General features: G+C 45.6%; 24 protein-coding genes, 1 pseudogene and 1 other annotated feature. Of the genes and pseudogenes, 7 read left to right on the plus strand and 18 right to left on the minus strand.

Annotated features, from left to right (window positions below):
* The first annotated feature begins 280 nt into the window (after positions 1 to 280).
* From H2R00_RS08765 to H2R00_RS21230, 3 genes are all read left to right on the plus strand, one after another.
* Positions 281 to 679, plus strand: coding sequence for a globin domain-containing protein (locus tag H2R00_RS08765; protein ID WP_154994830.1), 399 nt, complete (start codon positions 281 to 283; stop codon positions 677 to 679).
* Complete coding sequence (gene spxH, locus H2R00_RS08770; RefSeq protein WP_043925631.1) at positions 676 to 1,578, plus strand: protease adaptor protein SpxH; 903 nt, start codon at positions 676 to 678, stop codon at positions 1,576 to 1,578. The genes H2R00_RS08765 and spxH overlap by 4 nt, the downstream gene beginning before the upstream one ends.
* 411 nt (positions 1,579 to 1,989) lie before the next feature.
* Positions 1,990 to 2,157 (plus strand): hypothetical protein, encoded by a 168-nt coding sequence (locus H2R00_RS21230; RefSeq protein ID WP_234112886.1) that lies wholly within the window; start codon positions 1,990 to 1,992, stop codon positions 2,155 to 2,157.
* Between the two features lie 58 nt (positions 2,158 to 2,215).
* Here the strand turns inward: H2R00_RS21230 and pepF are convergent, their stop codons facing one another.
* Positions 2,216 to 4,045: an oligoendopeptidase F gene (pepF, locus tag H2R00_RS08775; protein ID WP_315941034.1), complete on the minus strand. Its 1,830-nt coding sequence runs from the start codon at positions 4,043 to 4,045 to the stop codon at positions 2,216 to 2,218.
* 212 nt (positions 4,046 to 4,257) lie between these two features.
* Entirely contained in the window at positions 4,258 to 5,406 is a 1,149-nt protein-coding gene (locus H2R00_RS08780; RefSeq protein WP_182070863.1) for a competence protein CoiA family protein, read from the minus strand.
* A gap of 119 nt (positions 5,407 to 5,525) precedes the next feature.
* On the opposite strand from H2R00_RS08780, the gene H2R00_RS08785 reads away from it, so the two are divergent.
* Complete coding sequence (locus tag H2R00_RS08785; protein ID WP_154994824.1) at positions 5,526 to 7,121, plus strand: ATP-binding protein; 1,596 nt, start codon at positions 5,526 to 5,528, stop codon at positions 7,119 to 7,121.
* A 22-nt stretch (positions 7,122 to 7,143) separates the two neighbouring features.
* The gene (locus tag H2R00_RS08790; protein WP_154994822.1) at positions 7,144 to 7,863 is read left to right on the plus strand and encodes a response regulator; all 720 of its coding nucleotides are present in this window, start codon (positions 7,144 to 7,146) and stop codon (positions 7,861 to 7,863) included.
* 19 nt (positions 7,864 to 7,882) lie between these two features.
* Here H2R00_RS08790 and H2R00_RS08795 read toward each other — a convergent pair whose 3' ends face one another.
* From H2R00_RS08795 to H2R00_RS08820, 6 genes and pseudogenes are all read right to left on the minus strand, one after another.
* The gene (locus H2R00_RS08795; protein WP_043925626.1) at positions 7,883 to 9,388 is read right to left on the minus strand and encodes a tripartite tricarboxylate transporter permease; all 1,506 of its coding nucleotides are present in this window, start codon (positions 9,386 to 9,388) and stop codon (positions 7,883 to 7,885) included.
* A 22-nt stretch (positions 9,389 to 9,410) separates the two neighbouring features.
* Entirely contained in the window at positions 9,411 to 9,866 is a 456-nt protein-coding gene (locus H2R00_RS08800) for a tripartite tricarboxylate transporter TctB family protein (RefSeq protein ID WP_176275973.1), read from the minus strand.
* 98 nt (positions 9,867 to 9,964) lie between these two features.
* The gene (locus tag H2R00_RS08805; RefSeq protein ID WP_244958301.1) at positions 9,965 to 10,981 is read right to left on the minus strand and encodes a tripartite tricarboxylate transporter substrate binding protein; all 1,017 of its coding nucleotides are present in this window, start codon (positions 10,979 to 10,981) and stop codon (positions 9,965 to 9,967) included.
* 276 nt (positions 10,982 to 11,257) lie between these two features.
* The gene (locus H2R00_RS08810) at positions 11,258 to 12,565 is read right to left on the minus strand and encodes a family 8 glycosyl hydrolase (RefSeq protein ID WP_182070865.1); all 1,308 of its coding nucleotides are present in this window, start codon (positions 12,563 to 12,565) and stop codon (positions 11,258 to 11,260) included.
* A 277-nt stretch (positions 12,566 to 12,842) separates the two neighbouring features.
* Positions 12,843 to 13,481: an adaptor protein MecA gene (gene mecA / locus H2R00_RS08815; protein ID WP_009328831.1), complete on the minus strand. Its 639-nt coding sequence runs from the start codon at positions 13,479 to 13,481 to the stop codon at positions 12,843 to 12,845.
* Positions 13,463 to 13,591: pseudogene (locus H2R00_RS08820) on the minus strand (hypothetical protein). The gene mecA and the pseudogene H2R00_RS08820 overlap by 19 nt, the downstream one beginning before the upstream one ends.
* A 171-nt stretch (positions 13,592 to 13,762) precedes the next feature.
* Between H2R00_RS08820 and H2R00_RS08825 the strand changes: the two are divergent.
* Positions 13,763 to 14,425, plus strand: a complete 663-nt coding sequence (locus tag H2R00_RS08825; protein ID WP_154994815.1) for a TerC family protein — start codon at positions 13,763 to 13,765, stop codon at positions 14,423 to 14,425.
* A gap of 31 nt (positions 14,426 to 14,456) precedes the next feature.
* Here the strand turns inward: H2R00_RS08825 and spxA are convergent, their stop codons facing one another.
* The 7 genes from spxA to H2R00_RS08860 all read right to left on the minus strand — a co-directional run bounded on the left by spxA (position 14,457) and on the right by H2R00_RS08860 (position 21,423).
* Entirely contained in the window at positions 14,457 to 14,852 is a 396-nt protein-coding gene (spxA, locus tag H2R00_RS08830) for a transcriptional regulator SpxA (RefSeq protein WP_009328833.1), read from the minus strand.
* Between the two features lie 177 nt (positions 14,853 to 15,029).
* Positions 15,030 to 15,608, minus strand: a complete 579-nt coding sequence (locus tag H2R00_RS08835) for a GNAT family N-acetyltransferase (RefSeq protein WP_003180619.1) — start codon at positions 15,606 to 15,608, stop codon at positions 15,030 to 15,032.
* 230 nt (positions 15,609 to 15,838) lie between these two features.
* On the minus strand, positions 15,839 to 16,762 hold the full coding sequence (locus H2R00_RS08840; protein ID WP_154994813.1) for an ABC transporter ATP-binding protein: 924 nt from the start codon (positions 16,760 to 16,762) through the stop codon (positions 15,839 to 15,841).
* A gap of 1 nt (position 16,763) precedes the next feature.
* The gene (locus tag H2R00_RS08845) at positions 16,764 to 17,831 is read right to left on the minus strand and encodes an ABC transporter ATP-binding protein (RefSeq protein ID WP_154994811.1); all 1,068 of its coding nucleotides are present in this window, start codon (positions 17,829 to 17,831) and stop codon (positions 16,764 to 16,766) included.
* A gap of 13 nt (positions 17,832 to 17,844) precedes the next feature.
* Positions 17,845 to 18,762 (minus strand): ABC transporter permease, encoded by a 918-nt coding sequence (locus tag H2R00_RS08850; protein WP_003180613.1) that lies wholly within the window; start codon positions 18,760 to 18,762, stop codon positions 17,845 to 17,847.
* 4 nt (positions 18,763 to 18,766) lie between these two features.
* The gene (locus H2R00_RS08855; protein ID WP_154994809.1) at positions 18,767 to 19,702 is read right to left on the minus strand and encodes an ABC transporter permease; all 936 of its coding nucleotides are present in this window, start codon (positions 19,700 to 19,702) and stop codon (positions 18,767 to 18,769) included.
* Positions 19,703 to 19,797: 95 nt separating this feature from the next.
* On the minus strand, positions 19,798 to 21,423 hold the full coding sequence (locus H2R00_RS08860) for a peptide ABC transporter substrate-binding protein (RefSeq protein ID WP_154994807.1): 1,626 nt from the start codon (positions 21,421 to 21,423) through the stop codon (positions 19,798 to 19,800).
* 461 nt (positions 21,424 to 21,884) lie between these two features.
* Positions 21,885 to 22,106, plus strand: a binding site (T-box leader).
* Positions 22,107 to 22,158: 52 nt separating this feature from the next.
* Between H2R00_RS08860 and trpS the strand changes: the two genes are divergently transcribed.
* Positions 22,159 to 23,151, plus strand: coding sequence for a tryptophan--tRNA ligase (gene trpS / locus H2R00_RS08865; RefSeq protein WP_182070867.1), 993 nt, complete (start codon positions 22,159 to 22,161; stop codon positions 23,149 to 23,151).
* A 244-nt stretch (positions 23,152 to 23,395) separates the two neighbouring features.
* Here the strand turns inward: trpS and H2R00_RS08870 are convergent, their stop codons facing one another.
* The 3 genes from H2R00_RS08870 to H2R00_RS08880 all read right to left on the minus strand — a co-directional run bounded on the left by H2R00_RS08870 (position 23,396) and on the right by H2R00_RS08880 (position 26,160).
* A complete protein-coding gene (locus H2R00_RS08870; RefSeq protein WP_182070868.1) occupies positions 23,396 to 24,148 on the minus strand; it encodes a YjbA family protein in 753 nt (250 codons plus the stop codon).
* A gap of 128 nt (positions 24,149 to 24,276) precedes the next feature.
* Positions 24,277 to 25,191, minus strand: coding sequence for an oligopeptide ABC transporter permease (gene opp4C / locus H2R00_RS08875; protein ID WP_075218384.1), 915 nt, complete (start codon positions 25,189 to 25,191; stop codon positions 24,277 to 24,279).
* An 18-nt stretch (positions 25,192 to 25,209) separates the two neighbouring features.
* Positions 25,210 to 26,160, minus strand: a complete 951-nt coding sequence (locus tag H2R00_RS08880) for an ABC transporter permease (RefSeq protein WP_182070869.1) — start codon at positions 26,158 to 26,160, stop codon at positions 25,210 to 25,212.
* Positions 26,161 to 26,199: the final 39 nt, after the last annotated feature.

A 26,199-nucleotide genomic window follows, 5' to 3' on the forward strand; every position in this document is an offset into this window, starting at 1 on the left:
CGGAAAGGACGCTTTCCGGCTTTTTTGCCTGCTTTTACTTCCTCTTTGATCCTCCCGGTATTAAAAATACACATTTAATAAGCGAATATGATATGATATTTGAAACAAAAACAGCGATTTTCGCCTACAGGCAGAAGTCGGTTTGTTTGTAGAAATGGAACGAGGTTGCTAAAATAAGTATATACAATCTTGAAATAATAAATGATGCACAAGATAAATATTTTTTTGCAATAGGAATCGGTATATTTTCCTATTAGCCATATTAAAAGGAGTAGTCAACATGGGACAATCGTTTAACGCACCTTTTGAAGCGATTGGAGAAGAGCTTCTATCGCAACTTGTTGATACTTTTTATGAACGTGTAAAGCAGCATCCGCTGCTCTACCCGATTTTTCCGGACGACTTAACGGAAACGGCAAGAAAGCAGAAGCAATTTTTAACGCAATATTTAGGCGGTCCGCCGCTTTATACAGAAGAACACGGACACCCGATGCTGAGGGCGCGGCACCTGCCGTTTCCAATTACACCGGAACGGGCGGACGCATGGCTTTCGTGTATGAAAGAGGCAATGGATCATGTCGATTTAAAGGGCGAAATCAGGGAATTTCTTTTTGAAAGGCTGACATTGACAGCCAGACATATGGTAAATCAGCCTAAAATGGAGGATGGTTCACATTGACACTTAATCAGCGTGACCAATTTTTCTCCCATTGCCACGGACATCCGCAAAAACCGATGGAAATTTATATGTTTGTCGACCCTTTATCTCCCGAATGCTGGGCTTTGGAGCCGGCGATCAAAAAGTTGAAAATCCGCTACGGCCGCTTTTTCACATTAAGGATCATCGCCGCATGCAGCATCACAGCGCTGAACGTTCAGAAGCGTAAAAAGCACCGCCTCGCAGAGGCTTGGGAAAAGATCGCATGCAGATCTGGCATGTCTTGTGACGGGACGCTCCTGCATGACAAAGCACTCTCTGCACCTTACCTTGCCTCGCTCGCTTTAAAAGCGGCGGAACTGCAAGGCAGAAAAGCAGGGCTGCAGTTTTTGAGATGCATGCAGGAAAACTTGTTTCTCAATCAGCAGGATATCACCGAAGAACAGGTGCTGTTAGCGATTGCAGAGCATACACAGCTCGATCTGGAGGAATTCAAAAGGGATCTTCATTCGCAGAGCGCCGTGAAAGCCCTGCAATGCGATTTGAAAATCGCTGCCGAAATGGAAGTGGCATCTGTTCCGACTCTTACGTTTTTTAACAGCCTCCGCGAAGGAGAAGGCTTAAAAGTAACCGGAAATTATTCATATGAGATTTACGAAGAAGTATTGTTTGAGATGCTCGGCGATGAGCCGAAGCCTTCACAAACACCGCCGCTCGAACTTTTTATCGAATACTTTCAATTTGTAGCCGACAAAGAGATTGCCGTCGTATACGACTGGACGCTCGAACAGGTGGAACGGGAAATGAAAAAGCTCGCGTTCGCCCGCAAAGTCGAAAGAGTGGAAGCCAAACACGGCATGTTCTGGCGCTATATAAACGAACATCACGATGCCGGACCGCTCTATCAATGCGAAAAATAGCACGGGTTTCCCCCGTGTTTTTTCTCGCACAAAAAACGAACGCATGTTCCTTTTTAAGTCAATAAGAAACCGCGCCGGGATAAGCGCGGTTTCTATTATGTCTTAACGACAACAAAGGGGATGGGAGAAATTTTTCACGGTCAAACAAAGGGGTAAATGTTTGTTTGTGATCAATTTCACATCTTTATAATATCAAATCATGTCGAGTTTTGACAACTGATTTAATTAGTTTTCACATTTTTGTCACAAAAACATAAATAATAGATGTCCATCATATGATCAAAGTAACAAAGAAAACGAGCCCGCCGAACGCTGCCAAACCACGAATTATGCGGGCTCGTGCCCGGTTTTGCTGCGCTTTTTGCGCCTCGCTCCCACTGTTATATTTTATCAGTCCTTAGGAGGGTTTTTATGCTTCAGATCATTTTGGGACTTGCATCAATATTATTTTTTTTCGTCTTGAACATTTTAGGGTTGATGAATATGTTTCCCCTTTATATTACGTCTCCCCTCTTATTTATATCAATCCTTTTTACGATCAACCGCCTTAACCACCGCAAAACGTTTAAAGGTTTTTGACAGCATCGCGAACAAGGCTGCCGGTATGACCGGCAGCCCCTTTCAATGCATTCGCGTTTTATGAATGATTGACTTTTTGGAGAAGTTCTTCCATTTCGTTCAGCTGCTCTTCAAACTTTTTGCACGCAGCTTCGATCGGCTCTGAAGATGTCATATCGACGCCGGCTTTTTTCAGTACTTCAATCGGATAATCAGAGCTTCCCGCTTTCAGGAATTCAATATAGCGGTCAACAGCCGATTTTCCTTCTTTTAAAATCTGCTGGCTGAGCGCCTGAGCTGCACTGAAGCCTGTTGCATACTGATATACATAATAATTGTAATAGAAATGCGGAATTCTTGACCACTCAAGACCGATTTCCTTATCAATCTCAATATTGTCACCGAAATATTTCTTATTCAAATCATAGTATATGCTCGTTAACAGCTCAGGTGTCAACGGTTCCCCTTCCTGGGCTTTGACATGGATCTCATGTTCAAATTCGGCAAACATCGTCTGTCTGAAAACCGTTCCCTTAAAGCCTTCAAGCATATGGTTCAAAATATAGAGCCGCTGTTTTTCATCGTCGATTGTATTCAGCAGGTATTCTCCCAAAAGCGCTTCATTCGTTGTAGAAGCAACTTCGGCTACGAAAATGCTGTAGTTTCCGTACGGGTAAGGCTGATATTTTCTCGTATAGTAGCTGTGCACGGAATGGCCGAATTCATGGACAAGCGTAAACAAGTTGTTGACATTGTCCTGCCAGTTCATCAAAATATACGGATTGGTTCCGTAGGTTCCTGAAGAATAGGCGCCGCTTCGTTTTCCTTTGTTTTCATACACATCGACCCAGCGGTTGTTCAATCCTTCTTGCAGGATGGATGAATATTCTTCCCCCAAAGGCTTAAGACCCTTCAGCATATAGTCCTTTGCCTGCTCGTATGTGACTTTCATTCCGGAATCCTTTACCAGCGGGGTATACAGGTCATACATGTGCACTTCATCAAGCTCAAGCACTTTTTTTCTAAGCTCAACATAGCGTTGAAGAAGCGGGAGATGCTTGTTGATCGTGCTGACAAGATTGTCGTAGACTTCTTCAGGAATGCTGTTGCGCGACAATGCCGCTTCCCGCGCCGATTTATAATGTTTAACCTTCGCATAAAAGTTGTCTTTTTTCACAGCTCCGCTGAGCGTGGAAGCGAGCGTGTTTTTAAAACGGCCGTATGTTTCGTAAACCGCCTTGAATGCCGCGCGGCGGACATCGCGGTTCTCGCTTTCCAAAAAGGTGATATAGTTGCCGTGCGTGAGCTGCACCTTTTCCCCATTTTCATCGGTGATCTCCGGAAATTCCATATCGGCGTTATTCAGCATGCCGAACGTATTGGAAGGAGATGAAAGAACATCAGACGCTTCGGCCAAAATCCCTTCCTCTTCCTCGCTCAGCACGTGAGGACGCTCTTTATTGATTTCTTCGAGAGCGTGTGAGTAAAGCTTTAACTCCTCTTTTTCCAACAGGAACTGCTGAAGCTTTTCTTCCTGAATCGATAATATTTCCGGCACCATGTAGGCCGTGGCGCTCGCAGCCTGGGTATAGAGGTTGGCCGCTTTATCATTGAGGCCTTGGTAAAAAGAATTTCCCGTATCCTGATCATAGCGCATGTGAGCGTAAGTATACAGCTTCCCGAGACGCTCCATCACCTTATCCTGATAAGTCAGCGCTTCATATAATTCATCGGCGGAATGGCCGAGCCTGCCCTTGAATTCGGAAAGCTTGGGCAGCAGTTCTTTAACGGCTTGAAATTCCTCGTTCCAAGCATCATCTGACGGGAAGATATCCTCAAGTCTCCACGTGTCTTCTTGCCTCACCTCTTCTCTTGAAGGCAGTTTCTTCGATTTTTTTTCTTCAGCCACTGTCAATCCCCTCGCTTTCTTTACTCCAAGTCCATTGTTGTCCAATAAACTTGTATTGTGTTTATCTTCTGTTTTTTCACCGTCTTTTGTCAAATCATATGCGAAAAAAAAGACACAAAATCCCGCCGTTAAAAAATAAAATACATATCTTTTGATCTGAAACAGCCCGGACACCACCTTCCTTTCTTTAGATTGAACGAAAGGCTTGATAATCATTCGGAAAAATAATGTTCATCCCTTTTTAAGAGCGCCTCTAGCCGCGGCTCCGGAACAACAGAACCCGCGGAATAATAAAATTCCTCTTTCCTCTCCAAAAATCCTTTTTTATGCAAAAAACAAATGTATTCACAAACGGCCTCCGCAGCCGTTTTCCGTCCGCTCCATCTCAGCTTCAGCCTTTTGCCTTTGATGAGCCAGTCCATATAATGAACCGCAGACTGCAGGCGAAACGCATCATGCTTCGTCATAAATAAGAAAAGGTACCCTTGCCACACATAAACCGGGTGGGCAAAAATATAGCCTGAGGGCACCGGGAGAAAGACTTCAGAGGGGAAAAACGGGAGCGGAAGCTGATACTTTTCATAAAAGAGCGCGGCAATCTGCTTCGCTTCTTTTGATAAAAAACGCACGGTCGACATTCGAAAACTGCGGATGTTTTCTTTCCAACCTTTAAGCTGGAGAGTCGAACGGCTTTCTCGGGTGGTTAAATCGCCCCAGCCTGCATCAGCAAGGGGAAGAAAACGCAAGGATGCGGATGTTTTGTTTGTTTGAAAGGGAATCAGGTGTTCGAGGATGATGAAAGCCTTTTGTTCGGGGCAAAAAAACAGGAGCTTGAGAGGCTTCTCGCTTTTTTGAATGAACTGCCAGTGAAACCGTGAAAGCTGAAAAAAACTCCCCGTCAAGCGTCTTACCCGGTTACCGCCGAGAATCCACAACGGCTCGATTCCCAGTTTGAGAAAGCCTTCCGTCCGTTTTCGGTATGCTGCCGCATTGAGATTCGCACATTGAAATTCAACCGCAACCTGGCGGGTTTCGTGTTCCAGAAGCAAATCGGGCCTTTGTCTGATCTCTTGCAAATACGGTTCAAGCACCGGGCTGAATCCTTGTCTGCCGAGCCATTCGTACAACAGCCGTTTTCCTTTCAGGTGGTAGGGACTCTCCGGTTCATGGGGCACCGGGCATGCTTCACCAGGCTTATGAGCGAAATGCGGGAGCTTGACGGGACCGATTTTCAAGTCGAGTTCACACCGGCAAACCGGACAGTAAAATGCATGTCTTTTTCTCAATCGCTTGAGATCTTCGGTTTTATATCCGTCGGCAAGACAGATGATCTCTTCTTGATCGATCATTGCGCTGAACATATTGTCTCTCTCCTTCCTGTTTGATCAAGTATTCAACATGGACGGGAGCTTTCCTTTTTTTGAAAACGCTTCAAATTCGGGCCGATTTTATATAAAGTAGTATTATAGAACTCGAAATTTTGAGAAAAGGAGTTTTTGACATCAAACGGAAGCTGACGACCAAGCTCACTTTGCTGATTCTTACCCTGCTATTGATCTTGCTTTCTGTCATGAGCGGCCTCTATTTAATCATTTTAGAAAATTCTTTAAAAACACAAATCCAAGCCAGAGCGCTCGATATGGCGAAAACGCTCGCCCAGATGCCTTCCGTTCAGGAAGCGTTTGAAACGGATGATCCGTCTCGAACCCTTCAGCCAATTGCAGAAAATGCGAGAAAACAGTCCGGTGCGCATTACATCGTGATCGGCTCGGCGGATGCGATTCGCTATGCTCATCCGGATCCGAGAAAAATCGGCAAACCGATGGTCGGCGGAGACAATCAGCGCGCTCTTGAAAAAGGAGAAGCATACATTTCGGATGCCGTCGGCACGCTTGGCCCGGCTATCAGGGGCAAAGCGCCGATCCATAATGAAAACGACGAAATCGTCGGAATCATTTCAGTCGGTTTTTTAAAAGAAAATATTCAGGATATCGTCTATCAATATCAGACAAAATTAATATTTTTATTGGGATTTGTCGTACTGATGGGGGTTTTGGGAGCCGTCTATATTTCCCACAATGTCAAAAAGTCCATTTTCGGCCTTGAACCTTATGAAATTAATCAATTATATACTGAAAAACAGGCGATTACAGAATCTGTGCACGAGGCCTTGATCGCCATCAATAAGCATGAAGAAATCACGCTTTTGAATAGAAAAGCGTGTGAGCTGCTTCGCGTCGAAAGCGAAGATCAGTGGCTCGGCAAACCGATTTCAGAGCTTCTTCCGGATACGCTGCTCCCCGAAGTGCTGAAAACGAAAACGGCGCAAAAAGATCAGGAATTAACGATCGGAAACGAAGAATTAATCGTCAACAGAGTGCCGATTTTCGAAAACGAAAAAATCCGCGGTGCCGTTGCGAGCTTCAGGAGAAAGACGGATATTGACGAACTTTCCAAAAAGCTGGCGCAAACTTCGCAATACGCGGAAGGTCTGAGAGCCCAGACTCACGAATATTCAAACAAGCTGAATACAATCGCGGGACTGATTCAGCTGGAAAGCTATTCTGAAGCGCTCGAATTGATCCAAAAAGAGAATAAAAGCCATCAGGAAATGCTGCGATTTCTCATCCATTCGATTCCTGATCCGCTTCTTTCCGGATTGCTGCTGGGAAAGGTCAACCGAGCCAAAGAGCTGCACATCAACCTGGAAATCGATGAGAGCTCAAAATTAGACGCTTTGCCGGAGGAAATGGATAAAGGGAAATTCATTACGATTTTGGGAAATTTGATTGAGAATGCCTTTGACGCCGTTTCCCACAAAAAAGACCGCAGCATCCTTGTCTTTTTGTCAGACGGGGGAGATCACATATTAATTGAAGTCGAAGACTCGGGAGACGGTATTCCCGCGGGGGAACAGGAGCGGATCTTTCAAAAGTTTTATTCGACAAAAGCGGCTAACCACCGCGGTCTCGGCCTCTTTTTAGTCAAAGAAGCCGTCAATGCGTTAAACGGGCAAATTAAAGCGGATAAAAGCGACCTTGGCGGAGCATTGTTTACTGTCGTGATACCAAAATAGAGAAACGCTGGGGGACTGACCTATGAAAGCATTACAAGTGTTTATCGTGGAGGATGACATCAGGAACGCTGACATTCATCAAAAACTGATCAGCAAAATTGAAGGATTTTCTGTTATTGGAATCGCAGAAAACTTTCAAGATGCAAAAGATTTGCTTCCGGACGTGAAACCCGACCTTGTCCTGCTCGACATTTTTCTGCCGGACGGCTCCGGTATGGAGCTTCTCTGGCTGATCAGACAAAAGCTCAGGCATACAGACGTGATGATGATTACGGCGGCTAAGGAAGTCGAATATGTCGAACAGGCGATTCGCGCGGGAGCCGTCGATTATTTGATCAAGCCGATTATGTTTTCCAGGCTGAAAGAAACGCTGTTAAACTATCGGTCTTACCGCCTCAAGGTAAATGAAATGTCTTCAATCGATCAGACAGACGTTGACAGCTTGATGGCAAAAAGGCGAAGTATCATGAAAGAAAAACAAACCGCTGAAGCCGATTATCCGAAAGGAATCGACGGCCTGACGCTGAAAAAAGTAGCCGGTGTTTTAAACAAAAGCGAAAACAGCGATGGCATCACCGCCGAAAACCTCGGGCGCACCATCGGTGTCAGCCGGACGACCGCAAGGCGTTATTTAGAATTTTTAGCTGCCGAAAAGCATGTAAAAACAGAACTTTACTATGGAACCGTCGGGCGTCCCGAGCGGCGCTACAAGCCCGTAAAAAATGAAAGTCCGGAAACGTAGCGTTCCGGACATCAAAAGCCTAGCCTTCCAAATCGATCGACTTTTTATTTCTGTTCTTCATTGCCCGGGAAATCGGCGGCACGATGAGAGACAAAAGAGCCGTAATCAATAAACCGATTGTGACGGGACTTTCAAAAAACACGGACAGGCTTCCTGATGACAGCGTCATCGCTTGTCTGAATGATTCTTCCATCAAACTTCCAAGAATAAAAGCCAAAATAAACGGAGCCGCTGGAAAAGACAGCACTCTCATAAAATATCCGAGTATCCCGAAGAACACGAGAATATAAAGGTGTACGACATTAAATGTCACGGCATAGACGCCGATCAGGCAGAAAACAAATATGAGCGAAATCAAAAGCTGCTTCGGAATCAGAAGAATTTTTGACAAGAAAGGAATTAACGGCAAATTTAAAATCAGCAGAAATAAATTGCCGATATACATGCTTGCGATCACGCCCCAGAACACGTCGGGATGATCCGTCAGCATGAGCGGTCCCGGCTGAACGCCGACGACCAAAAGTGCTCCGAGCAGGACGGCCGTTGTCCCTGATCCGGGAATTCCGAGTGTCAGGAGGGGTACGAATGCGCCGCTCGTTGCCGCATTGTTCGAAGTCTCAGGTGCAGCGACTCCTTTAATATTTCCCTTGCCAAACGTTTCAGGATGTTTTGAGATTCTTTTCTCCGTAATATAAGAAATAAATGATGCAATCGTCGCCCCTGCACCAGGCAGGATGCCGAGCAAAAATCCGATGACCGAATGCCTTGCGATCGGTCCCGAAATCTCTTTCATTTCGCTTTTCGTCACCTTCAGGCTGCCGACTTGAGACGCTCCCTCTGTCATCGGCTTGTTCCGCGTCTTGATTAAAAACGCAACTTCAGCAAGTGCAAACAAACCGAGAGCCACGATCAGAAAATCGATTCCTTCCAGAAGGCTTGCCGCACCGAATGTAAACCGTTCGGTCCCCGTCTGCGGATCAATCCCGATGGTAGCCGTCATAAAGCCCAATGTCGCAGAGATCAGCGCTTTAACCGTCGATCCTTCGGAAAGGCTTGAAATCGCCACCAAGCCGAGCATCATCAATGCAAAATATTCTGTCGGCCCAAATGTCACCGCAATGTTTGCCATTGTCGGCGCGACGAGCATCAGCGCAACCACGGTAATCGTTCCGCCTGCAAAGGAGCAAATTGCAGCGATGGCAAGGGCTTTTCCCGCTTTCCCCTGCTTTGCCATCGGATAGCCGTCAAACGATGTTGCGACAGTGCCCGCCACTCCGGGGGCATTTAACAGAATCGATGACGTTGAACCGCCAAAGACCGCTCCGTAGTAGACGCCCGCCATCAAAATTAACGCGGAGGCCGGGTCCATTCCATAGCTTAATGGGATCATAATGGCAATCGCGGTGATCGGCCCGAGCCCGGGCAGCATCCCGATAACCGTCCCGATCAGCACCCCGATAAACGCGAACATGATATTCTGCGGAGTCAGCGCCACCTGAAACCCGTATAAGATACTATCTAACATGCACTTCCCTCCTTATGTTCGATTAAAGAGGCATAACCCCCTGTGGAAGCATGATGTTGAGTACATAATTGAATGAAAAATAAATTGTGCTGCTGAAAATTAGTGAAACGATCGCAGCCGTTTTCCAATTTCGATATCCCAACACCGCGGGCAAAACGATCAGCAGCATCACCGTAGAAAGCAAAAATCCGATGAATTCTAAAACCGAAATGTAGATCAACAGAGAAACAACACAAAGCATCATGACTTTGACGTCTTTTTTCTTCAGCTGAAACAGCTTTTTCACCGTTGTATCCTTTTGATCTTTTTCAAAAAACAGAAATATTCCCAAAATGAGAAGTAATATGCCTAAACTTTTCGGCAGCACATCCGCATCGATTACCGCGTACGGATAGCTGTCTAAATTAAAGCTGAGCGCCAAGTAAATGGCTGCAACAGCCAAAATGATGACAGAAACGGCCCGGTTTGTGATTCTCATGGTTTACACCAGCCTTTCTCGATTTCAGCTTGCCGGTCGCCGGCTGTGCCGGGCAAAGCTTTTAGGCCCTGCGGACCGGCAACCTTGCGGAGACCATTTTATTTGTCACCCAATCCGATATCATCAAGGAGCGCTTCCATTTCTTTATATTGAGCGTCAAGATAGTCTTTGAATTCTTGATGGCCCATAAAGTTATCCGTCCACCCATAGCTGTCCCGAATCGATTTCCAGCTGTCTTTTTCCATCATCTCTTTGATTTTTTCCTCATAATACTTTACGGCGGACTCACTCATTCCCGGAGGTCCCATAAATCCTCTCCAGACCGTAAATTCATCATCTATTCCCTGCTCTTTTAAAGTCGGGAAATCCTTGACGGTATCTCCTTTCATGCGCTCGGGAGCGGTGATGGCCAGCACTCTGACTTTTCCGGCGCGCGCCTGTTCGGCCGCTTCACCGACACCCGTCGAGTAGACGTCGGCTTTTTTCCCGAGCAGCATGCTCATTCCGGCGCCGTCTTGCGCCGTAATGTATTTCAGCTCTTTCGCATCAACGCCCGCCTTTTGAACAGCGCTGACAAATTGCATATGGTCCATGCTTCCCGGAGAAGACGTCCCTACAATAGAGGCTGCTTTCGGATCTTTTTTAAGCGCATCCACAAGGTCTGTCATCGACTGATAAGGCGAATCTTTATGAACGACAAACGCTCCGTAATCGGCAATCACGCTTGCAATCGGCGTAAAATCACTGTGGCCGTACTGGGATTGTCCGTTTAAAGGCACGAACAAAATCGGCGGTGATGTGACAAACAACGTATGATTATCACCTTTTTTGCGGTGGACATACGACCATCCGGACGCTCCCCCGCCGCCCGGTTTGTTGACGACAGCCATCTTTTCAATCATTTTTTCTTCACCCAAGATTTTTGAGATCGTTCTGGCCGTTGTATCCCATCCCCCGCCGGCTCCGGCAGGCGCAACGACCTCAATTGCTTTTGAAGGCTTAAAGTCTTTTTCATTCGCGGCTTTATTTGAAGCCGTGTTTCCGCCGCATCCTCCCAAAATCAGCGCAAACACAAGTAAAATCGTAAAGCCGGAACATCTGCCCCTCTTTGTCATGTTGTGCTCCCCCTTCATTGTAATCGCTTTCATTATAGCTTCCTTGTCTTTCCGTGCACAGTTTAACTGCATAATATTCTTTTTGTTCATAAAGTTCACAAAAAAACCTTCCCCAAATATAGATGGGGGTTGAAGTCCCTGATACTCATTACAATTACACTTCTTCATCAAAGGAGAGGATATTTACGAAAGACTCACAACGACGGAATACTCCTGCCAATTAACAAACCCTTCTCCGCAGAGAAGGGTCAGTCTATCAATTTGAAATTACATTCTTTAAGGAAGATACATCGTAAATTTGCCGTTTGCCACCAGGCTGTTCAACATGTAAAGGCAGGATCCGTAATAATCTTCAGGAATATAGGCGCTGTTAAACGCATTGGCAAACCCTGTCCTTAATGAAGCATCGCTTGCTGCAGTCGCGCCGCCTGCATTGGCGGCAATCAGGCCCACCGGACTTCCTTTTTTAACGGCCGTCCCATTCAGCGTATATTCATGGGCCGTTCTCCCGTAGTTTTCCCGTTTCATAAACGTCAAGAACTTGTTAACCGCTTTTTGCTCGCTGGTGCGATATGCGTTATCTGCCGAGGACCAAAGTGTATAATCCATGGCGATATGAGACACCGTCCGCCAGGCATCATAACTGAAATTGCGGTCTGTTTCCGTTGAGGAATGTGCCGCGTCGCTTACACCGTCGAAGCCGGCTTCATCAGGAAAGAGCCCTGTGGCGGCATTGGTGACGGTTGATCCGTTATTTAAAACACTTTTAAACGTCGTTTCTGACAAGTATGTTCGAGATTTGTTTGCTGCATCTTTCCAAAAATACTGCTGACTGCTTCTGGCGCTTTTAGCGAATAACTCAAAAAAAGCAGGAACGTGATAGGAAGGATCCGTCCAATTGACATAAGGGCCGAATCGAACCATCGCATAGCGCTGATCCTTGCTGTTTTTAATAAAAACTCTCGATTCCTTGCCAGCTTTGGCGTATTCACCGTCACCGGCCAAAGCGTCAAGCATGTCTTGAGCCCGCGCTTTGTAATCATACGGGTATTTTTTATCACCCCAGCGGCCAGACGCCATCATGAGCGCTGCAGCAAACCAGACTTCACCGTCAGATGCAACGTTCTGATCAATGGTTTGCACGTCAGAGCCGTTCGTTTTCATATGCCAGCTATGGTAGCCGTACAAACTGTCATTTCTGTCAGAATGGCGCATATGTTTGCGGACGAAATCCCACAGCCTTTGGAATTTATACTCATCATTCATTTGCAGCGTAATCATCATCCCATAGCTCATACCCTCTGTTTTGACGCTGTAGTAACCATTGCCCAGGTTATCGTCCGTCATCGAAGCGATGTAAGCTGAACCGTCCTTCATATAATGAAACAGCGATCCGCCTTTACCATCGCCTTTCGCATCAAAATACTTTTTATAGGCCTGATTCAAATTGTTTTTGCCCATTGTTCCGAGAATATCCGGGGTCTTGGAATGTACGGCCGCCATGGCTGTTTGAGAATAAGCAGCACAAAAACATGTTAAACCAATAAAGACAGCCATGATCCATTTTAAACATTTTCGTTTCAAATCGTTCTCACCTTTCAATATTTGTCATGATACCTCATCCATCTTAATCATTGAGGTTGGGAAGTGTATAGATGATATTGACCTATTCGGTTTGGGCCGAAATAATTGTTTTCTTTTGAAAGTGGTAAGCCGTTTGAATGATGCAGAATGGGAGGATTGAAGCTGTGGGGAACTTAAACTAATGAAAATACTTCTTATCATTGTCTTTATTATATTTGTTCCCACTGTGTATAGGAACGGAGAAAATTAAAGCCGGCTTCAAAAGAAACCGGCTTTTTTATGCAAAGTGCTTTTTTATTGTATGAAGAGCATGATCCGCTGCAATCAGTTTTCCATACTCTTTCAGCATATGAATCGTCATCTTTGATTCTGAGGCATACTCCAGCAGAATGCTCAGCTGGTTTTCCACCTCTTCATCAGGCAGTTCATTGAAATCCACGAATAAATAATAGCGGTTTTCATGAGAGTACAATGTCGTTTGGCAACCGCTGACAGACATTTTTGACAGTGAGATTAAATCCTCAAAATCGTCAAATTTTAAAACAAACTGCAGTTTCTGCTCTTCTGCCTGCTCTTCTTTTTGAAAGTCGTCAAGCAAAGCATCAAGGCTTTCTTCTGCTACATGCTGTTTTTTATCTTCAGGAATCGGCAGTTCCAGCTTTTGTCCGTCTTTGGACAGCTGAGCTCTTGTCACAATGATTTCCAATCCCTTGTCAAGGGCCTGCACTTGAATCCAAAGGGGGCCTTCAACGGCAAACTCTTCTTCTTCGTGCACTTCGTCCATCATTTCCCAAAAAAGCTCTTCACTGCGTTCTCGATTGTACCAAATTTCTTCTCTGTCAAACCCGCGGTCTTCGATATCTCCGTAGGAAATATAAAACTTAACCGTGTGTTCGTTTATTCTTTCGATTTCCATTTGCCAACCTTCCCTTCTTTGTAAGATGTTGAAGGGATAACTAAGCTCCCAATTAATTGTACTTTACTACACTTTACCCATTACGTCCACTTCTTAACCTTATCCCTGATCAATCTTTATTTTCTATTTTATGATAAAAAAGGCGGAAAAGAAATAAAAACGCCTCCAAGGTCAAGCTAACATATTTTCCGGCCTGCTTCATATATTAGTTGTACAAGCAGCAGCTATAGATTTGGGCGACTTTTTAGGCAAGTCCCAAAGGCAAAGCGAGGTGCCAGTTGATGGAACACGATATACTGATGTCGTTCCTTGTGATCATCGGAATCGATCTCATACTTGGCGGCGACAACGCTGTTGTGATTGCAATGGCAAGCCGTCATTTGCCTCCCCGGCAAAGGCAAAAAGCGATCATCATCGGCACATTGATCGCCATCATGATGAGAATCGCGCTAACCATGGCAGCAGTGTACCTGCTCGCGGTTCCTTATCTGCAATTTATCGGAGGAATCTTCCTGTTGTACTTAGGATATCAGCTTCTGATCGAGAAAAAAGATGCCCAGCAAGTCAAAGGCGGGACATCTTTATTTAAGGCGATCCGCATCATCGTGATTGCCGATTTGTTCATGTCCCTTGATAATGTGATTGCGGTCGCTGGAGCTTCGCACGGACGCCTGATGCTTGTCGTTGTCGGCCTGATGGTCTCCGTTCCGGTCATCATTTGGGGCAGCAGGCTGATTCAAGCGGCCCTTGCTAAATTCCCGCTCTTCATATACGCAGGAAGCGGATTGCTCGCTTATACTGGCGGCGAAATGATTGTCAGGGAGCAGGAGTTGTCTTCCTTTATGGCGCAGCACAGCACCCTCGAAATGCTGCTGCCCGTCCTTACGGTTATTTTTGTGATTTTAGCCAGTATTTATTATGAACAGACGAGTGAAAAGCATTAAAAAAAAGAAGGCTGAAAAATTCAGCCTTCTTTTAGTTTGCGAGACGCTGCGCTTCACGAAGCTGGAATGTGCGCACTTTGCGCGGCAGGAAGCGGCGGATTTCGTCTTCGTTGTATCCAACCTGCAGGCGCTTTTCGTCAATGATGATCGGACGGCGCAAAAGGCCCGGATGTTCATTGATGAGCTGGTACAGCTCTTGAAGCGGCATTGTTTCAAGGTTGACGTTCAGCTTTTGGAACACTTTGGAACGGGTTGAAATAATTTCGTCTGTTCCGTCTTCCGTCATTCGTAAAATCTCTTTTATTTCATCAATTGATAAAGGCTCTGAAAAAATATTTCTTTCCGTAAACGGAATATCATGTTCTTCTAACCATGCGCGCGCCTTTCTGCAAGACGTGCAGCTTGGGGATGTATATAATGTAACCATATTGCTTCACTCCTTAAAAAGTAGAATGAAATTAGCCTATTCTTAAATTGAAATAACTCTAAAAAAGTAATCTTTATTGAGTATTATACTATAAAAAAGTAAGTGTGAACAGTCTGTAACAGAAATTTTTTGACAATCCAGCGACTTTTGCTTTTTTATGCCATGTGTTATTCTCATTTAGCTTAATTCATCGAAAATGTTCTTCTGTTTATGATCGTCAACAATTGTAAGGACGTCATCCACATCTTCATAAGATTCTCCATACCATTTCTCATCTTTGTATGTATGGATTTTTTCGTACGTTTCTTTCATCGCGTCAAACACTTCTTTCTCTGTGTTTGATTTTGGAGACCAATACAAAATCTCCATTTTGTTCACTTTGCCGGTTGCAAGTGACCGGCGGCGGTAACCAATCGACTCAGCGTGTTTAAAGTTTTCCTTTTGATAAAATTTTAGACGTTTCGCCGTATCGGCATCATCTTCATCCACGGGCTCGACTTCGAGGAGGATCGGTTTGTTTTTCTTTTTCAGCTTCTCAATCAGCTTGGAACCAAGTCCCTGTCCTCGCGCGTCTTTAGAAACGAATAAATAGTCGATGAAAATAAAAGAGTCGAATTCAGCGTACATCAACACATGATGACGGCCTTCTTCTTTATGGTAAATATCGTTTTGTTCCTTTAATAATGCTTCCATGTGCTCTTTTGATTTCATTTCTTCAATTGGGAAATACTCGCTAAGCTTCTCATACCAGTTCATTGATTTGCTCCTTATGGATGTTCTAATTTCACACTTTAGATATACCCGCTTTCTTTTTAGTTTAAACAAAATCTTTTTTAGAAAGGAGCTTCAGTGAGCTGAGCATGTTACCTACATATACTAAGACGGTTGTCTTCCGCTAAGGTTTCAAATTTTTTCTCAAAAAAATTGCCGGCGGTTGTTCGGCATTAAAAAAAGACAGCCGTCAAAAGGCTGTCTTCCTGCTTCATTTATTTAGATTGATAGGTTTTAAATTCTTCCTCTGTACACATGACGAAATGGCCGGGCTTTACTTCGCGGAGTTCCATTTGTTCGTCACCTTTCAGCTGATGGACAGACGGATCATACGCCTTCCGCACGCGCGTGCGCTCATAATCCGGATCAGGCAGCGGAATGGCGGAAAGCAATGATTGTGTATACGGATGAAGCGGATTTTCATACAGTTCATCTGCCGGCGCCAATTCAACAAGCTTCCCGAAATACATGACGCCGATCCTGTCGCTGATATATTTGACCATCGACAGATCGTGGGCGATGAAAAGGTATGTCAGTCCTCTTTCCTTTTGCAAATCCTTCATTAAATTGACGACTTGCGCCTGAATGGACACGTCCAGAGCAGAGATTGGTTCATCGGCAATGATGAATTCCGGTTCGACCGCAAGCGCCCTTGCGATTCCGATTCGCTGGCGCTGTCCGCCGGAAAACTCGTGCGGATAGCGGTTCGCGTGCTCTTTATTTAAGCCGACGAGATTGAGGAGTTCATGAACGCGCTCAAGCCGCTCTTTTTTCGTTTTGGCTAAACCGTGGATGTCAATTCCTTCTGCGATGATGTCGGCAACCGTCATCCGCGGGTTCAAGGATGCATACGGATCCTGAAAGATCATCTGCATCTTCCGGTTGAATTCGAGAAGGTCCTTGGCAGACTTTTTGTCGTGGACATTCTTTCCCTTAAACAAGACTTCTCCGGAAGTCGCTTGATACAAACGAATGATCGAACGGCCGGTCGTCGACTTTCCGCAGCCGGATTCTCCGACAAGACCGAGCGTTTCTCCTTTGTAAATGTCAAAAGAGATTCCGTCAACAGCTTTCACAATCCCTTTCGGTGTTGAAAAATGCTGTTTTAAATTCTTGATTTCGAGCAGTTTTTCTGCCACGTCATTCACCTTCTTTCACTTGAACCGGTTTTTCATACTGATTTTTAAACTCTTTCATCTTGCTTTGGACAGCCGCCGGCGGCTCGACTTTTGGAGCGTCCGGATGCAAAAGCCATGACTTCACATAGTGTGTATCAGATATTTTAAACATCGGCGGTTCTTGTTCAAAATCGATTTTCATTGCATACGGGCTTCTTAATGCAAAGGCATCGCCCTTCGGCGGATTGGTCAAATCAGGCGGAGATCCCGGTATCGCCATTAATTCTTCATCACCGTCGTTGTCAAGGCTCGGCATTGAGGCCAACAGTCCCCATGTATACGGATGCTTCGGATTGTAGAAAATCTCGTCGACCGTACCGATCTCCACAATCTGTCCCGCGTACATGACGGCGACTCTGTCTGCGACGTTCGCAACAACGCCGAGATCGTGTGTAATAAAAATGATGGATGTCTCGATCTTTTTCTGCAGGTCTTTCATCAGCTCTAAAATCTGCGCCTGAATCGTCACATCAAGAGCTGTCGTCGGTTCGTCCGCGATTAAAAGCTTTGGATTGGCTGCAAGCGCCATCGCGATCACAACGCGCTGCCGCATCCCGCCGCTGAATTCGTGCGGATACTGGTTGACGCGGCGTTCAGGCATCGGAATTCCGACCAGGCTGAGAAGCTCTATCGCCCGCTTATTGGCCTCTTCCTTTGAGATCTTTTCATGCTTAAACAGCACTTCTGTGATTTGACGGCCGACTTTCATCGTCGGGTTCAAAGAAGTCATCGGATCCTGAAAGATCATGCCGATTTCTTTTCCCCTGATCGACTGCATTTCTTTTTCCGTTTTCGGAACCAGGTCTTGTCCGTCAAATAAAATTTGTCCGTTTTTAAAATAGCCCGGCGGCATCGGAATCAGTTTCATAATTGCCTGTGAAGTGACGCTTTTACCTGATCCGGATTCACCAACGATCGCAAGCGTCTCTCCTTTGTCAACATGAAAGTTGACGCCGCGGATCGCCTGTACTTCTCCGGCGTATGTTTTAAAAGAAATGGCTAAATCTTTCACTTCAAGTAAGTGTTTCATCTTTCTCACTCCTTTATTTACGCAGCTTCGGATCTAAAGCGTCGCGCAGTCCGTCGCCGATAACGTTGAATGCAAACATGGTCAGACAGATAAAAGTAGCCGGGAAGAACAGGCGCCACGGGTAATATTCCAATCCCTGCACACCGTCTGTTGCCATCGTTCCCCAGCTTGCAAGCGGCTGCGGAACCCCGAGGCCGAGGTAGCTTAAAAACGCCTCATAGAAAATAGCCGTAGGCACGGTTAATGTCATGGTGACCAAGATCGGGCTCATGATGTTGGGCAGCAGGTGCTTTCTGATGATGCGCGAGTTTTTCGCTCCCAATGTTCTTGAGGCGAGCACAAACTCTTGATTTTTAAGCTGGAGTACTTGTCCACGGACGATTCTCGCCATGTTGATCCATCCCGTAATAACCATCGCCACGATCATCGTGATCAAGCCTTTTCCCATAACAACGAGCAGCAGGATCGTCATTAATAAGGAAGGAATTGCCCATAAGATATCTGCAATTCTCATCATAATTTCATCCGTACGTCCGCCTCTGATGCCGGAAATCGCACCCCATATCACACCGATCAAAACGTCGATCAGCGCAGCAGCGAGTCCGATTGTCAGCGAGATGCGCGCGCCGACCCATGTACGGACGAATACGTCCCTTCCAAGGTCATCTGTTCCAAACCAGTGCTCACCGCTTGGCGGCTGGTTCGCATTCGTTAAATCTGTTTCTTCATATTGAAAGCTTGAGAACACCGGCGCGAAGATAGCCATCAGAGCGATCAGGATCAGAACCACCAGTCCAAACAGCGCCAGCTTGTTTTCTTTAAATCTCAAGAATACGTCTGTCCAAAAAGAAAGGTTTTTCTTTGAGATCTTTTCGGCTTCGCTATGGTCAACAGCTGCAGGTTCAAACATGTCTTTTGGTATTTGCTGCATCCTCTTACTCCCCTTTCTTAGCGCCAAACAGTTTAATGCGCGGATCAATTAAGCCGTATAAAAGATCGACAATCAAGACGCAAAGCAGCAAGATTGCCCCGAAGAAGACGGTAACGCCCATGATCACCGTATAGTCTCGGTTCGTAATGCTTGTGACAAAGTGCATGCCGAGTCCTGGTATACCGAAGACTTTTTCGACGACAAACGTTCCTGTCAAAATGGACGCCGCCATTGGCCCCATATATGTAACAACCGGCATGATGGCATTTCGTATCGCATGCTTAAACGTAACGGCTGATGTGCTCAAACCTTTTGCACGCGCCGTGCGGATATAGTCGCTGCTCAACACTTCAAGCATGCTCGAGCGCGTCAAACGGGCGATAAACGCCATCGGCATCGAGGAAACAGCGATTGCAGGAAGCACAGTGTGTCCCCATGACTCCCATTGCGCGACAGGGAACATGCCCAGCTTCATTGCCAGCACGTATTGGAGAAGTGCAGCCATGATGAAGTTCGGCACAGAGATCCCGACAACCGCAATGATCATCGCTGTGTAGTCCTGCCAGTTGTTTCGCTTAAGCGCGGCGATCACGCCGAACAATACGCCGAAAGCCAGAGCAAGGCAAATCGCTTCCAATCCGAGTGTAAAAGAAATCGGAAAACCTGAGCTGATCAAGTCATTCACAGTTTGTCCCTTATATTTAAATGACGGCCCGAAATCCCACTTTGCTACCGATACTAAATAATCGAGATATTGTTTAAAAAGAGGCTGGTCTAAACCATAGTAGGAATTGAGACTGGCTTCAATTGCAGGGGGAAGTTTCCTCTCGCCTGAAAAGGGTCCGCCCGGTATCGCTCTCATCAGGAAGAAGGTAGCTGTTACGATAACCCAGAGAGAAATTAACATATAAACAAGACGACGGCCTAAAAATTTAATCAATTTTACACACCTCCGAATATTCAGTCTATTAACTTCTTTTCATAAATAAAAGTATATGGGGGGAAAGTCTAAGCCCCATATACTTTCATGCAATTTTATTCAAAATGCGCGGTTTTGAAATAGATCTCACCGGTACCAGTTAGAACAAAGTCTTTTAAGCTTTCATCATGAAGATACGGCATTGTGTAGAAGTAGATCGGCGCGACCGGTAGCTCATCCATGATGATGCTTTCTGCTTCTTTCATCAGCTCGATGCGTTTCGCTGAATCAGTTTCTCTTGATGCTTTATTCAGCAGCTCTTTATACTTCGCGTTTTCCCAGTTCGTATCATTGTTTCCGCCTTCTTTGTCGCGGTATGTTTCAAGGAAGTTCATCCCGTCGTTGAAGTCGGCGGTCCAGCCTAAACGGCCGATTTGATAGTTTCCGGCATGGAGCTTATCGATGTATACGTTCCATTCTTCATTGCCTAATTCGACATCTACGCCCAGTTCCTTGTTCCACATTTCCTGAACGGCTTGAGCGATTTTTTGGTGCGCTTCATCCGTGTTGAAGGAAAGCGTGATTTTCGGAAGATCTGACGCTTTTTTCAAACCGAGCTCTTTCAAGCCTTTTTCCAAGTATTCTTTCGCTTTATCAACATCATGGTCTTTGAAATAACCTTCATTGGACTCAAAGCCGTGGACTGCCGGCGGCACTAATCCCATCGCAGGCAGCTGTTCCGCTTGCGTGATATTTTTGACGATCGCTTCGCGGTTGATCGCGTATGTCAGGGCTTTACGGATGTTGACATTGTTCAGCGGAGCCGCTTCAGTGTTGAATTTGTACAGGTAAACCGATGCGAACGGATCGATTTGCAGGCCTTCTTTTTTCAGGCTTGGAATCGCATCCGTTGAAATCTGATCTAGCGGCTGTCCTACAAAGTCAAGCTCGCCTTTTTTGTACATGTTCAGACCCGTGTTCGGATCGTTGACCATCGCCATATTGATTTTCTTCAGCTTAACAGCGTCTTTATCCCAGTACTGGTCGTTTTTCTCCAGTACGATGTTTCCGCCGTGCTTCCATTTCGCCATCTTGAATGGTCCGTTAGATACGTAGTTCTCGTCTGCGTTTGTGTACCATTTCGCATTCTTCTCTGCTACCTTTTTATTGACTGGCATATATGTGTAGAATGCTGTCAGTTCAGTAAAATAAGGTGTCGGTTTTTCAAGCTCGACTTTTAAAGTCTTATCATTAACAGCTTTAACGCCGACATCTTCAATTTTCCCTTTGCCGGTGTTCGCTGCTTCCCCGCCTTTTAAGTAGTAAAGCTGATACGCATATTGCGATTCATTTTTAGGGTCGAGCGCCCATTTCCATGCGTATTCAAAATCCTCTGCTGTTACAGGATCTCCATTTGACCATTTCGCGTCGCGGAGCGTGAATGTGTATGTTTTCTGGTCGTCGCTGACTTCGATTTTTTCGGCTGCCGCTTCAACCGGCTTTCCGTCTTTACCGATTGTCGTCAATCCTTCAAAAGTCTGACGAAGCACGTTCGCAGACACCGAATCGTTTGCAAGTCCCGGATGTAGTGAAAACGGTTCTGTTTTAATGTTGACATTTAATGTGTCTTTCCCTTTGCTGTCTTTTTTACCGCCGTCACCGGAGCTTGAGCCGAAGCCGCAGGCGCTGAGGACGAGTGTGAAAATGAGCATTAAACTGATAAATGACAAACGCTTCTTCAAAGAGAAACCCCCCCAATTTCTTGTTTTTTTAGTTCCTTACTCCTGAACATTCAGATTTATCATAAAAAAGTAATAGGCCCACTTGCCATACTTTTTCCTCTGTTTCGTCTTTTCTGAATATTTGTTATGTAAGAAACCTGTAACACCGAGGTGAACAAATTCATTATAATTAATAGAATAATTTATTGCAATATTAATTTTCAATTATTTTTTTATTCAAACTATTTATGATTGTCAGGTTTTCTGCCAAATGTACAAATACACTTCTCTGTTTTAAAGCGTAACCACATTAAAAGGAAAGTTAATGTTTTACAGGTTAAAACGTTTTACACGTATAACATTAACCATTCTTTATATCGAACCAGATGCCGCCGCGCCAACTTTATTCAGCCCGGTATTCGTTTTCTTTTCCCCGAGGCTGTCGACTTTCATTTAAAATTTATATATAATAAAATTACGAATAACATGCGATGAAGAAGAAGAGTACACATTTCTCCCCATTTAAAGAGAGTCCGCGGTGCTGGGAGCGGATAATGGCGAATGTGGAATGGGCTTCGGAGCAGCTGACCGAACACGGATAAGTAGGCTCAGCCGGAGAAGACTCCGTTACAAACGTCTAGAGCGATTTCATTTTGACCATAATGAAATAATCAGGGTGGCACCACGGTTCATTCGTCCCTTTTCTTTTAAGGGAAGAATGGGCCTTTTTATTTTGAAATGGAAAGAGGGATTCACATGAAAAAAACGATTTTTTCCGGTATCCAGCCGAGCGGCTCTGTCACCCTCGGCAACTATATTGGAGCGATGAAGCAGTTTGTCGACTTGCAGGATGACTACAACTGTTACTTCTGCATCGTCGATCAGCACGCGATCACAGTCCCGCAGGACCGGCTCGCGCTGAGAAAGAACATCCGGAACCTTGCCGCGCTGTATTTGGCGATCGGCCTCGATCCGAAAAAAGCGACGCTGTTTATCCAATCGGAAGTGCCTGCACACGCTCAGGCGGGATGGATGCTTCAGTGCGTCGCCTACATCGGCGAGCTTGAGCGCATGACGCAGTACAAGGATAAATCAGCCGGAAAAGAAGCCGTCGTCTCCGGGCTTTTGACATATCCTCCATTAATGGCGGCCGATATCCTGCTTTATGGAACAGACGTCGTCCCTGTCGGCGAAGATCAGAAGCAGCATCTTGAATTAACCCGGAATTTGGCGGAGCGTTTCAATAAGAAATACAATGACATCTTCACGGTTCCAGAGGTTAAAATACCGAAAGTCGGCGCCCGCATTATGTCGCTTGCCGACCCGCTCAAAAAAATGAGCAAATCCGATCCGAACCAAAAAGCGTTCATCACCCTGCTCGATGAACCAAAACAGCTCGAGAAAAAAATCAAAAGCGCTGTCACGGATTCCGACGGAATCGTCAAATATGATAAAGAAAACAAGCCCGGGGTATCCAACCTTCTGACGATCTATTCGATTCTCGGACAAGTTTCAATCGAAGCGCTTGAAGCAAAATACGAAGGCAAAGGCTACGGCGAATTTAAATCAGACCTCGCCGAAGTCGTTATCGGCGCGCTGAAGCCGATTCAAGACCGTTACCACGAATTGATCGAATCTGAAGAGCTGGACCGGATTTTGGACGAAGGCGCAGAACGCGCAAATCAAACAGCAAACAAGATGCTGAAAAAAATGGAAAATGCAATGGGGCTTGGCCGAAAAAGACGCTGATCCAAGAACACCTTCTGATTGTTCGATAATCAGAAGGTGTTTTTCATAGAGAACAGCCGCCGCTCCGAATTCACCTGCCTTCGGATCACGATACTCCTATAATAAATGATTCAAAACACATATCTACAGTCCTTCATTGACCGCTTTGTCAGAAAGACAGCTCACATTTTTTATTTTTCAATATAGGATTTTCACTTTTACAAATAAAAAGACCGCCGCACTCCCGGCAGTCTTGATTCTTCATTTAGTTGACTTTAGACTCATTCTCAATTTCCCAAAGCTTTTCAAAAAACGGCTGTCCTTTAATCAAATTTTCACAAAAGTCCCTGTGCTTGTCTGACCACCCGTCGATCGTCTCATTGAAAAGCATGTCCCAAATCTCTTCAAATGTCATGCGCTTGATCTGTTCATACATATACGGGTTCCATTCGGTGTACCAATAGGCGATTTCGGCTCGGTTTTGAAGCCCTTTGAGCTGATCGAGCGCCATGAACAGCAGCTGTTTGAGCTGGCGTTCTTTTCTCGTTAATCCTCTGACATGCTCCGGTGATAAGGATAAAATGTGGTATTCCTTGGAAGATTGCAGCTTCTCTGGTGCAAACTCGTAAGTATCCGCTTCAACGTCCTTCACCATTTCATAAACGAGCTGCTCCTGTCTCGGAATGAGGCGGCTTTTTCTTACCGGTATTGTATAACCGGCCGTATCGACCGCGAGAATACCAATGCCATCCGTTACGACGAAACAATGATCAAGCTGTGTCCGCTCATGATTTTTGCGAATATACGCTTTTTGATGAACATCGTTTAATAATTCGGCCGGAAGCTCTGACAAATCATTTTCTATGTAGTGAAACAAAACAGACGACACCCTTAACAAAGGCACCTGGTCAAGCAATTCAACACTGTCTTCCTTCCGCCATTCATGAAAGTGGCAGACGTTGTAGCCATTTTCTTCTCCCTCAAACCAATTCACCCACACATCATGAAGAAACAACATTTCTAACCCCTCACTTTTAATAAAAACTGTTGTCCACAGTATAGGCAAGGGGGAAGGAATTTATTCCAACCGGCTGAGATTATGGCAATTACAATCAAAAAAAGCCAAGGGCGGCACCCCTCAGCTTTTTATTTAATATTCTTCGGATCAAGCGCATCGCGGAGTCCGTCTCCTAAGAAGTTAAAGCACAGCACAGTGAGCAGGATCATCAGGCCCGGGAACAGAGGGTACCACCACGCCTGGATCATAATCGTAAAGTTCTGTGCGTCCTGAAGCATATTGCCCCAGCTTGCCATCGGCGGCTGAACCCCGAATCCAAGATAGCTTAATGCCGATTCCGCAAGGATTACGGTACCGACGGAAAGCGTCGCGGCAACGATAATTGGCCCCATCGCATTCGGAAGAATATGAGAAAAAATGATTTTGTAATTTCTTGTGCCGATCGTTTTCGCCGCCAAGACGAACTCCCTCGACCTCAAGGACAAAAACTCGCTCCGCACGAGGCGCGCCGTCGTCGTCCATCTCGTTAAGGCGAATATTAAAATCAGTTTATCTATGCCCGGCTGAAAGATGGTGACCAGCGTGATCAACAGAAAGATGTCGGGTATGGATAAAATAATATCAACGATTCTCATCAAAATGGCATCAATGATTCCCCCGAAATAGCCGGCGATCGCCCCGACAACCGTGCCGATGGTGATCGAACCGAGGACGGATGCAAAACCGACGAGCAGCGAGATTTGTGCGCCGTACAGCAGGCGGCTGAAAATATCCCGGCCGAATTTATCCGTTCCCATCAAATGCTCCGCGCTCGGCGCTTTTAATTTATTCATGAGATTTTGCTGTTCCGGCGGGTATGGAGCAATCAGCGGTGCAAACAAGGCCGACAGTACAATGATAAGCAAGAGAATTCCGCCGATGACAGCGAGCTTGTTTTTGAAAAACTTCTCGAAAAAGATTTTTGTCATCGTTTCCGGTTTTTGCGAAATGTTTTCTTGAAGCCCGATCTCAGCTGAAGGCACTTGTGGATTTGGCTGTGTCATGATTAACTCCCCTCTTTCTTAATACTCAATCCGCGGATCGATGATCGCATACAGGATGTCTGCTATTAGATTGCCGATGACAACCAGTACAGCGGATATGACGGTCATCGCCATAATCACGGGATAGTCTCTTTGAAACGCGGAATCAATAAACAGCTTCCCGAGTCCAGGCCAGCTGAAGATCTGTTCGGTCACCACCGCGCCGCCGATAAAGGATGGAATCATCAGTCCGAAAATCGTTACAACCGGGAGCAGTCCGTTCCGCAGTCCATGCTTGTACACGACCCGATTTTCTTTAAAACCTTTTGCTCTCGCCGTCCGGATAAAATCCTGGCGCAGCACATCCAGCATGCTTGACCTTGTATATCTTGTAAGCCCGGCCATATCCGCGGTGGCGAGTACGAAAGCAGGCAAAATTAAGTGATGAATCCGATCCCACAAACTAAAGCCCGAATTCAGCGTCATCACGCCCCCGGTCGGAAACCAGCCTAAATTAACGGATAACACCATAATTAAAATTAAACCGAACCAAAAGTTCGGAACGGCAAGTCCGATAAAAGACGTAAACGTAATGCCGTAATCAAGCTTTGAATAGGGCCGCCTTGCCGAGAGCACGCCGAGCGGGATCGAAATCAAAAGCGCCAAAATCGTTGATACGAGCATTAATAAAAGCGTATTGGGAAGCCTGGCAAGAATCAAATCGATAACAGGCGTTCCTTTCCTGACGATCGATGTGCCGAAGTCCCCTTTCACCATATTGCCGAGCCATTTCAAATATTGAATATGTTCGGGTTCATTCAGTCCGTATTTTTCGATGAACTTCTCGCGGTCAGCCTGTTTGATGGACGGGTCCACCATCAGTGACACCGGATCACCGGGAGCCGCTTTCATGATCGCGAAAGAAAGAATGGTAATCCCAAACAGGATCGGAATCGACATCAGCGTTCTCCGAATAATGTATGTAACCATCTTCTATTCCCCTTTTATCATGGATTTTAAAGAGCAGGG

Source organism: Bacillus haynesii (genome assembly GCF_014042035.1).
In the GTDB taxonomy this organism is placed as follows: domain Bacteria; phylum Bacillota; class Bacilli; order Bacillales; family Bacillaceae; genus Bacillus; species Bacillus haynesii.

Bases quoted from the DNA above. Each gene is read 5' to 3' on its own strand.
- H2R00_RS08765 (WP_154994830.1), top strand. From the start codon at position 281: ATGGGACAATCGTTTAACGCACCTTTTGAAGCGATTGGAGAAGAGCTT.
- H2R00_RS21230 (WP_234112886.1), top strand. From the start codon at position 1,990: ATGCTTCAGATCATTTTGGGACTTGCATCAATATTATTTTTTTTCGTC.
- H2R00_RS08780 (WP_182070863.1), bottom strand. From the start codon at position 5,406: ATGTTCAGCGCAATGATCGATCAAGAAGAGATCATCTGTCTTGCCGAC.
- H2R00_RS08790 (WP_154994822.1), top strand. From the start codon at position 7,144: ATGAAAGCATTACAAGTGTTTATCGTGGAGGATGACATCAGGAACGCT.
- H2R00_RS08795 (WP_043925626.1), bottom strand. From the start codon at position 9,388: ATGTTAGATAGTATCTTATACGGGTTTCAGGTGGCGCTGACTCCGCAG.
- H2R00_RS08800 (WP_176275973.1), bottom strand. From the start codon at position 9,866: ATGAGAATCACAAACCGGGCCGTTTCTGTCATCATTTTGGCTGTTGCA.
- H2R00_RS08805 (WP_244958301.1), bottom strand. From the start codon at position 10,981: ATGACAAAGAGGGGCAGATGTTCCGGCTTTACGATTTTACTTGTGTTT.
- mecA (WP_009328831.1), bottom strand. From the start codon at position 13,481: ATGGAAATCGAAAGAATAAACGAACACACGGTTAAGTTTTATATTTCC.
- H2R00_RS08825 (WP_154994815.1), top strand. From the start codon at position 13,763: ATGGAACACGATATACTGATGTCGTTCCTTGTGATCATCGGAATCGAT.
- spxA (WP_009328833.1), bottom strand. From the start codon at position 14,852: ATGGTTACATTATATACATCCCCAAGCTGCACGTCTTGCAGAAAGGCG.
- H2R00_RS08835 (WP_003180619.1), bottom strand. From the start codon at position 15,608: ATGAACTGGTATGAGAAGCTTAGCGAGTATTTCCCAATTGAAGAAATG.
- H2R00_RS08845 (WP_154994811.1), bottom strand. From the start codon at position 17,831: ATGAAACACTTACTTGAAGTGAAAGATTTAGCCATTTCTTTTAAAACA.
- H2R00_RS08850 (WP_003180613.1), bottom strand. From the start codon at position 18,762: ATGCAGCAAATACCAAAAGACATGTTTGAACCTGCAGCTGTTGACCAT.
- trpS (WP_182070867.1), top strand. From the start codon at position 22,159: ATGAAAAAAACGATTTTTTCCGGTATCCAGCCGAGCGGCTCTGTCACC.
- H2R00_RS08870 (WP_182070868.1), bottom strand. From the start codon at position 24,148: ATGTTGTTTCTTCATGATGTGTGGGTGAATTGGTTTGAGGGAGAAGAA.
- opp4C (WP_075218384.1), bottom strand. From the start codon at position 25,191: ATGACACAGCCAAATCCACAAGTGCCTTCAGCTGAGATCGGGCTTCAA.
- H2R00_RS08880 (WP_182070869.1), bottom strand. From the start codon at position 26,160: ATGGTTACATACATTATTCGGAGAACGCTGATGTCGATTCCGATCCTG.